This window comes from Brevundimonas sp. TWP3-1-2b1 (assembly GCF_049896165.1).
GTDB lineage: Bacteria > Pseudomonadota > Alphaproteobacteria > Caulobacterales > Caulobacteraceae > Brevundimonas > Brevundimonas subvibrioides_B.
In genome coordinates this window covers 92,204-104,560 of sequence record NZ_JAFCTT010000001.1, presented here as the reverse complement: position 1 = coordinate 104,560, position 12,357 = coordinate 92,204, and the positions used below count along the sequence as shown (strand labels likewise).

The 12,357-nt window shown below is 68.5% G+C and carries 15 protein-coding genes; 13 read left to right on the top strand and 2 right to left on the bottom strand.

The features are described 5' to 3' along the window. Positions 1–72 precede the first annotated feature (72 nt). On the bottom strand, positions 73–1,890 hold the full coding sequence (locus ACP7AB_RS00550) for an ABC-F family ATP-binding cassette domain-containing protein (RefSeq protein ID WP_425987858.1): 1,818 nt from the start codon (positions 1,888–1,890) through the stop codon (positions 73–75). 51 nt (positions 1,891–1,941) lie between these two features. Here ACP7AB_RS00550 and ACP7AB_RS00545 point away from each other — a divergent pair, with 51 nt between their 5' ends. The 5 genes from ACP7AB_RS00545 (at position 1,942) to ACP7AB_RS00525 (ending at position 7,823) form a co-directional block, all read left to right on the top strand. Further along, positions 1,942–2,418 carry a YcgN family cysteine cluster protein gene (locus ACP7AB_RS00545; RefSeq protein ID WP_425987856.1) on the top strand — a complete coding sequence of 159 codons (477 nt, stop codon included), beginning with the start codon at positions 1,942–1,944 and terminating at the stop codon, positions 2,416–2,418. 56 nt (positions 2,419–2,474) lie between these two features. Continuing rightward, on the top strand, positions 2,475–5,714 hold the full coding sequence (locus ACP7AB_RS00540; RefSeq protein WP_425987854.1) for a PAS domain-containing protein: 3,240 nt from the start codon (positions 2,475–2,477) through the stop codon (positions 5,712–5,714). A gap of 314 nt (positions 5,715–6,028) precedes the next feature. Beyond that, positions 6,029–7,177 carry a phage portal protein gene (locus ACP7AB_RS00535; RefSeq protein WP_425987852.1) on the top strand — a complete coding sequence of 383 codons (1,149 nt, stop codon included), beginning with the start codon at positions 6,029–6,031 and terminating at the stop codon, positions 7,175–7,177. Continuing rightward, complete coding sequence (locus ACP7AB_RS00530; protein ID WP_425987849.1) at positions 7,177–7,404, top strand: hypothetical protein; 228 nt, start codon at positions 7,177–7,179, stop codon at positions 7,402–7,404. The genes ACP7AB_RS00535 and ACP7AB_RS00530 overlap by 1 nt, the downstream gene beginning before the upstream one ends. Beyond that, positions 7,401–7,823 (top strand): HK97 family phage prohead protease, encoded by a 423-nt coding sequence (locus ACP7AB_RS00525; protein ID WP_425987847.1) that lies wholly within the window; start codon positions 7,401–7,403, stop codon positions 7,821–7,823. The genes ACP7AB_RS00530 and ACP7AB_RS00525 overlap by 4 nt, the downstream gene beginning before the upstream one ends. On the opposite strand, the gene ACP7AB_RS00520 is transcribed toward ACP7AB_RS00525, so the two are convergent. Then, positions 7,820–8,362 (bottom strand): hypothetical protein, encoded by a 543-nt coding sequence (locus tag ACP7AB_RS00520; RefSeq protein ID WP_425987844.1) that lies wholly within the window; start codon positions 8,360–8,362, stop codon positions 7,820–7,822. The genes ACP7AB_RS00525 and ACP7AB_RS00520 overlap by 4 nt on opposite strands. 138 nt (positions 8,363–8,500) lie before the next feature. Between ACP7AB_RS00520 and ACP7AB_RS00515 the strand changes: the two genes are divergently transcribed. From ACP7AB_RS00515 to ACP7AB_RS00480, 8 genes are all read left to right on the top strand, one after another. Then, complete coding sequence (locus ACP7AB_RS00515) at positions 8,501–9,739, top strand: phage major capsid protein (protein WP_425987842.1); 1,239 nt, start codon at positions 8,501–8,503, stop codon at positions 9,737–9,739. Positions 9,740–9,952: 213 nt separating this feature from the next. Next, positions 9,953–10,219, top strand: coding sequence for a head-tail connector protein (locus ACP7AB_RS00510; RefSeq protein ID WP_425987839.1), 267 nt, complete (start codon positions 9,953–9,955; stop codon positions 10,217–10,219). After that, the gene (locus ACP7AB_RS00505; protein ID WP_425987836.1) at positions 10,216–10,518 is read left to right on the top strand and encodes a phage head completion protein; all 303 of its coding nucleotides are present in this window, start codon (positions 10,216–10,218) and stop codon (positions 10,516–10,518) included. Before ACP7AB_RS00510 ends, ACP7AB_RS00505 begins: the two co-directional genes overlap by 4 nt. Then, a complete protein-coding gene (locus ACP7AB_RS00500; RefSeq protein ID WP_425987833.1) occupies positions 10,515–10,922 on the top strand; it encodes a DUF3168 domain-containing protein in 408 nt (135 codons plus the stop codon). Before ACP7AB_RS00505 ends, ACP7AB_RS00500 begins: the two co-directional genes overlap by 4 nt. An 11-nt stretch (positions 10,923–10,933) precedes the next feature. After that, complete coding sequence (locus ACP7AB_RS00495) at positions 10,934–11,344, top strand: phage major tail protein, TP901-1 family (RefSeq protein ID WP_425987831.1); 411 nt, start codon at positions 10,934–10,936, stop codon at positions 11,342–11,344. Then, complete coding sequence (locus ACP7AB_RS00490) at positions 11,341–11,640, top strand: GTA-gp10 family protein (RefSeq protein WP_425987828.1); 300 nt, start codon at positions 11,341–11,343, stop codon at positions 11,638–11,640. Before ACP7AB_RS00495 ends, ACP7AB_RS00490 begins: the two co-directional genes overlap by 4 nt. 19 nt (positions 11,641–11,659) lie before the next feature. Beyond that, positions 11,660–11,824 (top strand): phage tail assembly chaperone, encoded by a 165-nt coding sequence (locus ACP7AB_RS00485; RefSeq protein ID WP_425987826.1) that lies wholly within the window; start codon positions 11,660–11,662, stop codon positions 11,822–11,824. Then, entirely contained in the window at positions 11,821–12,354 is a 534-nt protein-coding gene (locus tag ACP7AB_RS00480; protein WP_425987824.1) for a phage tail tape measure protein, read from the top strand. Before ACP7AB_RS00485 ends, ACP7AB_RS00480 begins: the two co-directional genes overlap by 4 nt. Positions 12,355–12,357: the final 3 nt, after the last annotated feature.

Genomic DNA, 12,357 nt, shown 5'->3' with positions numbered 1-12,357 from the left:
GGGCCGGGATTCCGACGCTCCGCACCTGCGCATGATTTGGACGCGCTGTGACAGTGCCGAATGCTGACGACCCTAACCTGCGAGCGCTTCCCGCTTGGCTTCCAGTTCCAGCCATTCCTCTTCGGCGGCGTGAAGCTTCTCCTGGGTAGCCTCCAGGGCCTTCATGGTGGAGGCGAAGCCGGACGGGTCGCGGGAATAGAAGTTGACGTCATCGAGCCGCTTCTGGTGGCCGGCGATGTCCACAGGCAGGGCGTGGATCAGGGCGTCCAACTCCTTGAGCCGGTGCTGGTCCTTGAAGCACAGCTTGCCCTTGGCGGCGGGAGGCGGCGGGGGCGCAGCGACGACGGGCGCGGGTTTCGACCCGGCCGGGGCGGCGGTCTGGGGTTTCAGGAAGCCGGGGTTCTGGCGGATGAAGTCGGTCCAGCCGCCCGGGGTTTCGACGATCTCGCCCCGGCCATTCATGCCGATGGTCGAGGTGGCGAGGCGATCGACGAAATCGCGGTCGTGGCTGACCAGGATCAGGGTGCCGTCGTACTGCTCCAACAGCTCTTCCAGCTTGTCGAGCGTGTCCATGTCGAGGTCGTTGGTCGGCTCATCAAGGACCAGCATGTTGGCGGGTTTGGCCAGGGCGATGGCCAGCAGCAGTCGGTTACGCTCGCCGCCCGACAGGGTCGAGATCGGCTGGCGCAGCTGGGCGTCGGTGAAGAGGAAGTCCTTGGCGTAGGCGGCGACGTGCTTCGAGAAGCCGCGAACGATGATCGAGTCGCCGCCGCCCGGCGTCAGGGCGTCCCACAGGGTCATGTCGGACTTCAGGCCGTCGCGCGACTGGTCGAGATAGACGGTCTCCAGGCTGGCTCCGAGTTTGACCGTGCCCTCTGTGGGCTCCAGCTCGCCGAGCATGATCTTGACCAGGGTGGTCTTGCCGGCGCCGTTGGGGCCCACGATGGCGAGGCGATCGCCCCGGATGATGCGGCTGGTGAAGGGCTTGATGACGACGCGGTCGCCGAAGGATTTGGTGACGCCCTTGAGGTCGGCGACCAGCTTGCCGGACGTGGAGCCGGAATCGACGCCGAGCAGCATCTCGCGCGGCCGGTCCCTGGCCTGTTCGGTGCGTTCGGCGCGCAGGGCGTCGAGTGAGCGGGCGCGGCCTTCGTTGCGGCTCCGGCGGGCGGTGATCGAACTGTAGAATGTTACAGTCTCGCGCTCGATGGTCCTGGTCAGCTTCTGGAAGGCGATGGCCTCTTCTTCCATGGTCTTGGCGGCCCATTCGTCGAAGGCGTCGAACCCCTTGTTCAGGGTTCGGACCCGACGGCCTTCCAGCCAGTGGCAGGACTGGGTCACACGGTTCAGGAAGGCGCGATCGTGGGAGACGATCAGGGCGGCGCATTTGGCGTTGATGATCTCTGTCTCGAGGAGCTCGATTGCCAGGATGTCCATGTGGTTGGTGGGCTCGTCGAGCAGCAGCAGGTCGGGCTCTTCGGCGAAGGCCTTGGCGAGGGCGGCGCGGCGGATCTCGCCGCCGGACAGACCCTTGGTGGACTTGTTCGGGGCCATGCCGAAGGTCTCGAGCCAGGCCTCCGCCGTCCAGTGCTCGGCGCCGTTCGAGGTGGCGTAGTCCAGCAGGGTGTCGCCGGCGATCAGCGGCTCCTGCGGCACATAGGCGAACTTGACCGAGCCCTGGATCGAGCGGGTTCCGCTGTCTGGCTCGATCAGACCCATGACGACCTTCATCAGGGTGGACTTGCCGGCGCCGTTGCGGCCGACGAGGCACGAGCGGGTCCGCGGCTCAATGGCCAGGTCGACGCCGTCGAACAGGGGGCGCGGTCCATCCTGCAGACGGACGTCCTTGAGGGCGACGAGAGGGGGTCTCGGAGAAGAGCGGGGAGCCATGGATGCTTTCGGGAGCCGGGGAGGCTAAAGGGACGCGTGGATGTAGAGCCTGTGACCCCCGAACCCAAGCCCTTCTGGCAGACGAAGCGCCTGGATCAGATGACCCGCGAGGAGTGGGAGAGCCTGTGCGACGGGTGCGGACTGTGCTGCCTGATCCGTTTCGAGGATGAGGATACGGGCGAGGTGTTCCCGACACGGGTTCATTGCAAGCTGTTCGACAGCCAGCTGTGCAGCTGCACCGACTATGCGAACCGCAAGGAGCATGTGCCGGACTGCATCAAGCTGACGCCGTGGAATATCCAGGCGCTGGCGTGGATGCCGAAGTCATGCGGATACCGGCGAATCCATGAGGGCCGTGGTCTGGCGGACTGGCATCCGCTGGTGTCGGGCGACCCGGAGACCGTACATACGGCCGGTGTCTCGATCCGGGGACAGACGATCTCCGAGGAGGAGTTGGCCGAGCCCGAGGACGCCGTCGAACACGAGGCGATGGAGTGGAATGAGGAACGCGGAAACGAACCGCGTTAACCCAACCTTGGAACCTTCTATCCGAAGCTCAGCGCAGCCGTTCGGCCGCAGGTTTCATGAACAGCGCGACCCCGGGTTCTGAAACCCTCACGACGCCGTTCGATCGGCTGACGGCGCTGGCCTGCGCGGCACTCGACGTCCCTTTCGGGCTGGTGTCCGTGCTTGAGGACAATCAGGCGGTGTTTCGCTCCGAGATCGGCGTCGGACAGAAGACCCTGCCGCGCGAGGTCAGCGTAAGCGCCAGGCTAGTGGCCATGGGCCCCGATGCGACCCTGGTCGTGCCCGACGCCTTGGACGACCCGGACCTGAGCGCTCACCCCATGGTGGTTGCAGGACCCCGGATACGGTTTTTCGCCGGGGCGACCATCAGTAACGGCGCGGGCAGACCGATCGGTGCGATCGGAGCCATGGATACCGTCCCGCGAGACCCGCCGACGCCAGCGCAGATGACCATGCTGCGCCATCTCGCGCGGTTGGCCGGCGACCTGTTCGATCAGGTCAAGGCCAGCCGGGCCCAGGCCGAACAACTGGCCTTGCTGGAACTGACCGAAGAGTTGGCGGGGACGGGGCATTGGCGCTTCGATCTTGTCACCGGCAAGGTCGACTGGTCCGACGAGGTCTATCGCATCCACGGCCATGACCGGGCGACATTCGACCCCGGCTATGGGGACGTTCTGGCCGACTACCATCCGGAGGACCGCGAAATGCTGGCGGCCTGCGTCGAACGGGCAATCGCAACGGGACAGGGCTACAATCTGGACCTGCGGCTGACCGGCGGCGCGCGCGGTGAACGGCGGGTCAGCACCCGTGCAGCGACCCAGTGCGATGAGGCCGGAAGGCCGATCGCCCTCTACGGGGCCTTTCAGGACGTCACCGAACGCCTCCTCGCCGAGGAACGCCTGAGAGAGAGCGAGGCGCTGTTCCGCATGATGAGCGAGACGGCCACCGACATCATCGCCCGCTACCGGCCGGACGGGACGTTCCTGTATGTGTCGCCTTCAGCCGAGATGATTCTGGGCTATCGGCCCGAAGAGATGGTCGGACGCCGATGCGCGGAGTTCATTCTGGGCGACGATCATGCGCCCGTGGAAGCGGTGCTGCTCGCCTGCCTTCGGTCCGGGCCGGGGGCACCGATGCCGCGCCTTGAATATCGGGCGATCCGGGCGGACGGTACGATCGTCTGGCTTGAAGCCTCGCCCCGTGCCGTATGGGACGAGACCGGGCGGACCTTGCTGGAAATCCACGACCATGTCCGCGACATCAGCGCGCGCAAGGCGGCCGACCGGGTGCAGTCCGAACTGGTCGAGACCCTGACCATGGCCGAGGAACTGGCCGGTGTCGGAAGCTGGCGCCTGGACGTGGCCACAGGCAAACCCACCTGGTCAGACCAGGTTTACCGAATTCACGGCAAGAGCCGCGCGACGTTCGACCCGGGCCTGGACGACGCCATCGGCTGCTACCACCCCGATGATCGGCAGATCGTGCAGGACACCCTCAGCGAGGCGATCCAGACCGGCGAACCGGCCGGGTTCCAGTTGCGGTTGATCCGCGAAGATGGCGAGGAGCGGATCGTCACGTCCCAGTGCCGGCCCGAGCGGGACGACACCGGCGCCACCGCTGCCCTGTTCGGTGTGTTCCAGGATGTGACCGACCAGAAACTTGCCCAGCAGCGCACCGAGGCGAGCGAGGCGCGCTACCGTCTGCTGGCTGACCATGCCAGCGACATCCTCCTGACCTACGGGGTGGACGGGCGCATCCGCTACGTCTCGCCGAGCGTCGAGGCGGTGTCCGGCATGGCCCCGGACGCGCTGATCGGGCAGTCGGTGACGGCCCTGATCCATCACCAGGATGTTCCGCGCCTGACCGAGGCCTTCCGCGATCTGGTCCGCAGCGACGGGGCCACGGGACGGGACGGCCTGCGCTATCGCGGCAATCTGGCCAGCGGTGAAACGCGGTGGTTCGAGGCGCGCACGACCCTGATCCGTGACGACGCGGGGCGGGTGGTCGAGTTTCACGACGTCGTGCGCGACGTGACCGCGACCAAGGCGCTCGAGGACGAACTGATCGCAGCGCGCGACGTGGCCGAGGCGGGGGCCCGGGCCAAGTCGGAATTCCTGGCCAATATGTCCCACGAACTGAGGACGCCGCTGACCAGCGTGATCGGGTTCGCCGGGCTGCTTCAGGCCAGCGCCGGACTGCCGGACGCCGAGCGGCGCTATGCCGACCGCATCGCCACGTCCAGCGACGCCCTGCTGAGCGTCATCAACGACATTCTGGACTACTCCAAGCTGGAAGCCGAGGCGGTCGGCCTGGACGCGACTGCGTTCGATCCGGCGGCAACGGCGCGGGGCGCGGCGGCGATCGTGGAGACCCAATGCCGGGCCAAGGGCGTGGGTCTGATCGTCGAGATCGCCGACGATCTGCCCGTCGCGATCATCGGGGACGAAGGCCGGTTGCGGCAGGTGACCCTGAACTTCCTGTCCAATGCCGTGAAGTTCACGGTTTCGGGGGAAATCCGGTTGGATGTGCGCCGCTGTGGCGGGCAGTTGAGGGTCGCGGTGAGCGACAGCGGTATCGGCATTGCGTCTGAGAAGATCGGCACCCTGTTCGAACGATTCACCCAGGCCGATGCGTCGACGACGCGGCTCTATGGGGGGACAGGATTGGGGCTGGCGATCTCGCGCCGGTTGATCGAGTTAATGGGTGGCGTGATCGGGGTCGATAGTCGGCCGGGCGAGGGCTCGACCTTCTGGTTCGAGATCCCGCTGGTTGAGGCCGAGGGACCGGCGGACGCGGCAATCGGCGAGGTGATCTTGCTGGAGCCCGGAACGCGGATCCTGCTGGCTGACGATGCCCCGGCCAACCGCGAGTTGATGCGGATCATCCTGTCGGGGTGGGGTGTCGAACTGGACGCAGTGTGCGACGGCGCCGAGGCGGTCGCGGCGGCATCCAAGGAAGACTACGACCTGATCCTGATGGATGTGCACATGCCGGTGATGGACGGGATGGACGCGGCGCGGGCGATCCGCGCGCTGAACGGAGCGAGGGCCAGCGTACCGATCCTCGCCCTGACTGCCAACGTGCAGCCCGAGCAGATCGAGGCCTGTGCGCGGGCCGGGATGGACGGCCATGTCGGCAAACCGATCCACATGGGCGACCTGATCGGGGCCATCGCCGGCGCCTTGACCCTGCGTCGACAAGAGCGAGGCCAGAGTGGCGCGACTGTCGAAGGTTCGGCGATAGCCATCAACGGATCGTCCGAATCCGCCCGCGATTTCAACGGCCGGAACTTTTAAGAGCCATTTTACGCGCCTTGTGACGCTGGTCCCCTATAGTTTGGGCATAGCCGGAAATGGGGACGAAACGGGGCGAGCCCCCCCCCCCCGACACAAGTGCTTCGGGCGGTCGGTGAGGCCGGGGGGCGAGAATCGATCCGGTCACGGGTCACTCCCGGCTCGGGGCCGGCAACGAACTCAAGCGACGGGTGATGGCATGACCATCGCCAACATCTGACCGGCGTGCGCGCCGTCGGTGGAAGCCCCGGGCTCTGACGGACGCTTGACCGCACACACCAAAATTCACGCCGGGGCCCCCGGCCACGGGAGAAGCCATGCCGAAATTTCCATGGCGGGTCGGCCGAGCCGCGCCCGAGCTCAAGGACAGTCGCGTCGGCCCGCTGATCGCGGTGACCGGCGCAGGACGGCCGCGGTGGACGCCGCGCGACTATGCCAGCCTGGCGGCGGAAGGGTTCGGCAAGAACGCCGTAGCCTATCGCTGCGTCCGGATGATCGCGGAGGCGGCGGCCTCGGCGCCGCTGGTCGTGTTCGTCGACGGGGTGCGCAACGACGCGCATCCGGTAGCGCGGCTGATGGCCAAGCCCAACCCGGAACAGTCGGGGCCGGAATGGCTGGAGGGCGTCTATGGCGCCCTCCAGACGGCGGGCAACGCCTACGTCGAGGCTGTGGGCGACGAGACACCCGGCGAACTGTGGAGCCTGAGGCCGGACCGGGTGCGGATCGTGCCGGGGCGGTCGGGGTGGCCCGAGGCCTATGAATATGCGGTCGGCGGACGATCGGTGAGGATCGGGCGGGAGGCAGACGGCTGGATGCCGGTGATGCAGTTGAAGCTGTTTCATCCGACGGATGATCACTACGGATTCTCGCCGCTGGAGGCGGCGGCGTTCGCGATCGACGTGCACAACAGTTCAGGCGCCTGGAACAAGGCGCTGCTGGACAATGCGGCACGGCCGAGCGGGGCGCTGGTCTTCTCGTCGAAAGACGGAGAGCGGCTGACTGAAATGCAGTTCCAGGCGCTCAAGGCGGAACTGGGCGAGGCGCATGCTGGGGCCGCGAACGCAGGGCGGCCGCTGGTGCTGGAGGGCGGGCTGGACTGGAAGCCGATGTCGATGAGCCCGGCGGACATGGATTTCATCGCCGGCAAGCACGCGGCTGCGCGGGAGATCGCCCTGGCCTTCGGTGTGCCGCCGCAGCTGCTCGGCATTCCCGGCGACGCGACCTATGCGAATTATCGCGAGGCCAATGCGGCCTTCTGGCGAGGGACGGTGGTTCCCCTGGCGAGGAAGATGGCCGGGGCGCTGAGCGGCTGGCTGGGCGGAAGGTTCGAGGACGTGCGGATCGAGCCGGATCTGGACGCTATACCGGCGCTGCAGCCGGAACGGGACGCGCTGTGGGCACGGCTGAACGCCGCAAGTTTCCTGACCGACGAAGAACGTCGGCGGATGGCGGGGGTCGGCGACTGATGGACGATCTCAAGAAGCTGGCGACGGCCATGGCCGCGGCGCTGGCGATCCAGACCATCGGCGGACTGGTGTGGGCCGGCGGGGCTGCGGCGCGGATCGCGACACTGGAAGACCGGGTCGGCGAGCAAAGGCTGGTGGCTGAGCGGCTGGCACGACTGGAGGAACAGGGGCTCGCGACGCGGGCGGCTGTCGAGCGGGTCGAGCGCAAGCTGGAGGGCGGGCGATGACGGTGGCCATCGAAGCCGGGCTGGCGATCCAGGGCTATGCCTCGCTCTGGGGCGTGGCGGATCTGAACGGGGATGTCGTCGCGAGGTGCGCGTTCGGCGACAGCCTGAAGCGGACCGGGGCGGGCGGGGTGCGGATGCTGCACCAGCACGAGAGCCGGGCCGTGATCGGGGTCTGGGACGAGATCGTCGAGGACGATCGGGGCCTGCTTGTTCGGGGCCGGATCGCCGACTGGTCGGCGGAGGCGCGCTATGCCCAGGCCTTGAGCCGGGCGGGAGCGCTGGACGGGCTGTCGATCGGGTTCCGGGCGGCGAAGGCGCGCAGGGACGGGCGGTTGAGGGTGCTCAGCGGCGTGGACCTGTGGGAGGTATCGCTGGTGACGTTTCCGATGCTGCCGGGCGCGCGGTTCGGGCCGGTCTAGCGGCGGCCCATACAGTCGATCCAGGTCAGGGCACGGGTGACGCCGCCGAGGGCGAACCAGGCCTCGGCGGGGCCGGTCTCGGACTGGTAGGTCCAGCGCATGCCGTTGGAGCGGCGGGCACCCGAGACGATGGCCGAGACGGTCGCCGCGTCGGTGATCTCGAACGCGTTGGCGCTGTCCCCGACCGCTGCCTTGCCGGTCAGGTCGATGGGGCGGCGGCCGAAGGAGACCGACATGGGCTGGCCGTCGCCGGCGTTCATGGGGACGACGGCGACCAGTTCGACCACATAGTCCGCGCCCGGCGTGGGACGGGCGATGCGCAGCTGCTGGGCATAGGCGGTCTGATCGTCGGGAGGCGTGAGGGCCAGGACGGCGGAGCAGAAGCCGTCGGGGCGGCAGGCGCCGAGGGTGTTCTGGAAATAGGCGCGGGTCTCGTCGAACCTGGTGTGGGTCGTAGCGCCGCAGCGCTGGGCGGCGGAGGCCGCGCCGGCCGAGGCGACGAGCGCGGTCGCGAGGATCGCGGAACGGATCAGAGACATCGGGGGCGGCCCTTCCTGGAAGCTTTGCCTTTGGGCGAGCCGACCATGAGGGCCGGGGCCTGTCAATCGAACGGAGCCTGACGGTTCCGGTCGCGGTTCCGGTCGGATGAGCCGCCGGATTTATCAAGCGGAGACACGATGAAAGAGACCAAACAGGCTTCGGCTTCGCCCGAAGCGCGCGCGGCCATGCATGAGATGATGGCGGCGTTCGAGGCGTTCAAAGGGGCCAACGACGCCCGGCTGAGCGAGATCGAGAAGAAGGCCTCGGCTGATACGCTGCTGGAGGAGAAGGTGGCGCGGATCGACCAGGCGGTGGGTGCGGCCCAGGCGCGTCTGGACCGGGCGCTGTCGGACGCGCGCAGGCCTGTGATCGGGGCGGCGATCGGCGCCGAACCGGCCGTGGTCGCCTCGGCGCCCGAGGCCAAGGCCGCGTTCGAGGGCTATGTGCGGACCGGGCGCGAGCTGGGTCTGGAGCTCAAGGCCGGGCTGTCGTCGGCGTCGAGCTCGGGCGGCTATGTCGTGCCGCCGGAGACGGAGCGGGCCATTGAGCGGCGCCTGATGGCGACCAGTCCGATGCGCGAGATCGCCACGGTGCGGACGGTGGCGTCGGGCGTGTTCCGCAAGCCCGTGTCGACGGCGGGGATCGCCTCGGGCTGGGTGGCCGAGACGGCAGCGCGTCCGGAGACGGATCCGGCGACCCTGGCCCTCCTGGAGTTCCCTGCCGCCGATCTGTACGCCAATCCGGCGGCGACGCAGTCGTTGCTCGATGACGCCCTGGTCGACCTGGACGAATGGCTGGCCAGCGAGGTCGAGGACGCCTTCGCGGCGCAGGAGACGGCGGCGTTCGTGACGGGTGATGGGGTGAACAAGCCCAGGGGCTTCCTTGGCTATTCCATCGTGGCGGATGCATCCCAGACCTGGGGTGACATTGGCTATGTCGCCTCGGGGGCGGCGGGAGCTTTCGCCAGCTCCAGCCCATCGGACAGGCTGATCGACCTGATCTATGCGCCCAAGGCCCAGTTCCGGCCGAACGGGCGGTTCGTGATGAACCGGAAGACGGTCTCGGCTGTCCGGAAGTTCAAAGATGCGGACGGCAACTACATCTGGTCGCCGGCGTCGCGGCCGGGCGAGACTGCGTCGCTGCTGGGCTATCCGGTGACCGAGATCGAGACGATGCCGGACATCGCGGCGAACAGTCATGCCATCGCGTTCGGCGACTTCCAGCGCGGCTATCTGATCGTGGATCGCGCCGGGGTGCGGGTGTTGAGGGACCCGTATTCGGCCAAGCCCTATGTGCTGTTCTACACGACCAAGCGGGTCGGCGGCGGGGTGCAGAATTTCGACGCCATCAAGGTGATGAAGTTCGCGGCGAGCTGATGGTTGCTCCCTCTCCCCTTGCGGGAGAGGGAGGCCGCGCACGGTCGCGTTAGCGGCCGTCCTGGCGCGGGCGGGTGAGGGGTGACGCCGACCCTCGCCGGTTCTCGGCAGCGAGACCCCTCACCCTTTCGCGCAAGACCACTCGCTTCGCTCGCGGGCGCTCAAGCCCTCTCCCGCAAGGGGAGATGGGCATTCTGACATCGGAGATTTCTCATGACCGCACCCGTGTCTCTCACGGAGGCGAAGCTGTTTCTGCGCGTCGAGCACGAGGCGGAGGACGGGCTGATCCAGACATTGATTGATGCGGCCCAGGCGCGGGTCGAGGGCGAGGCGGGGCTGGCCCTCACCTCCGCGTCGGCAGCGCCGTTGAGGCTGGCGATCCTGATGCTGGCCTTGCGGGCCTATGAGCGGGGCGAGGTCGATATGTCGATCCGGCCGGTGGAGGCCTGGATTGCGCCCTATCGCGCGGTGCGGCTGTGAGGGTGCTGGCCGAACTGCTGGAACGCGTCGAGGCGGAGACGCCCTATGGCGGGTTGGCCGTCAGCTACGAGGCGCTCGGCTCGGTCTGGCTCAGGCTGGAGAGGCGACAACGACGCGAACGGACGGAAGCGGGTCTGACCTCGGCGGTCGAGATGGCGCTGGCGGAGACGCGTGCCGATCCGCGTCTGAGTGAAGGGCGGGTGATCCGGTTCGGCGGGGCCGATTGGCTCATCGCCGCCGTCGACGGCGATCCGGCCCGGCCCGGACGCGTAATCCTGAACATCGAGAGGACGCGATGAGCGATCATGAGAATGCGCTGCAGAAGGCGCTGATCGCGCACCTGCGCGCGGACGCGGCTTTGCAGGCCCTGCTGGGCGAGCCGGCGCGGGTCTGGGACGAGGCCCCGAGGGGCGCGGGCTATCCGCATCTGCTGGTGGGTCGATCCGAGAGCCGACCGGTCGAGGCGGATGGGTGCGGGATCGAGCATCAACTGAGCCTGCGCTGCGCGTCACGTTTCGCCGGGACGGAAGAAGCCAAGGCCATCTGTGCGGCCGTGAGAGCGGCGGTGCACGAAGCGGCGCTGGAGGCGGACGGCGTTCGCGCCGTGTCGATCCGGGCGACCTATGCCGACGTGTTCCGCTCCAGCGACCACAGGCGGGTCTGGGGCGTGGTGCGCGTGCGGGCGATCACCGAAGACATCTGAGGAGAATGACCATGGCCGCACAGCGCGGAAAAGACATCCTGCTGAAGATCGAGAGCGCGCCCGGCGTGTTCTCGACAGTGGCGGGACTGAGGGCGCGGACGATCTCGCTGAACGCAAGGACTGTGGATGCGACAGACGCGGACAGCGCCGGCCGGTGGCGAGAGCTGCTGGGCGGCGCCGGGGTCAAGTCCGCGGCGGTGTCGGGCCAGGGGATCTTCCGCGACGCGGCCTCCGACGCCCTGATCCGCGAGGCCTTCTTTGACCAGGGGCTGAAGACATGGCGGCTGGTGGTGCCGGATTTCGGCACGCTGGAGGGGCCGTTCCTTGTTTCGGCGCTGGAATACGCGGGCGACCACGAAGGCGAGGCGACGTTCGCCATCAGCCTGGCCAGCGCCGGCGCCGTCGCGTTCTCGGCCGCATGATCGGGGTGAACAAAGTGCGTGGCGAGGCGGTCGCGGTGCTGGCGGGGGCTGAGCGGCGGCTGTGCCTGACATTGGGGGCGCTGGCCGAGATCGAGACAGCGCTGGACGTGTCGGGCGTCGCCGGATTGGCGGAACGGATGCGGGCCTTGTCGGCGCGGGATCTGATGGCGGTGCTGGCGGCCCTGTTGCGGGGCGGCGGCGAAGGCGCGCTGGCGGGCGATCTGGACCGGGCAGCGATCGACCCTGTGGAGGCGGCCGAGGCCGTCGCCCTGGCCTTCACGGCCGCGCGTGGTTGAGGCGACGCCCTGGTCGGCCATGCTGCGGACCTCCATGGCGATGGGCGTCAGGCCCCCCGCGTTCTGGCTGCTGTCGCTCGCCGAATGGCGGATGCTGACGGAGAGCGCGCCGGGCGTCTCGCCGCTGGGGCGGGTTGAGTTCGAGCGACTGATGGCGGCCTGGCCGGATGGAGGCGAGACATGAGCGACGACGATCGACCGGATGCACTGGACGGGGTCCCCGCACGGGCGGCGGAAGCCGCTGCGGCTCTGGAGGCGTTGCGGGAGCCGGCGGAGCGGGCGGCGGGGGCGATCGAGGAGGCGTTCGGGCGGGCGGGAGCCAGCCTGACGCGATCATTGGCGCGGGCCGCGGCGGACGGGGAGGTCAGCCTGGCCGAACTGGCGCGAGCAGTGCTGGGGGCCGTCGGTGCGGGGCTGGGCGGATCAAGCGGCGGGCTGGGCGCGGCGATCGCGCAAGCCGTAGCCGGCGTCGTCGGGTTCGGCGGGGCGCGGGCAGATGGAGGCGCACTGCTGGGCGGCGGGGCCTATCTGGTTGGCGAACGCGGACCGGAGGTGTTCCGACCTCAGGGATCGGGCGTGATCGAGCCTGGCGGATCAGGCGGAGTCACGGTGAACGTCACGGTGGATGGCGGGGCGCCGGCGCTGTTGAGGTCCGAGGCGCAGATCGCCCAGATGCTGGCGAGAGCCGCCGCGCTGGGCGCGCGACGGCTCTGATCC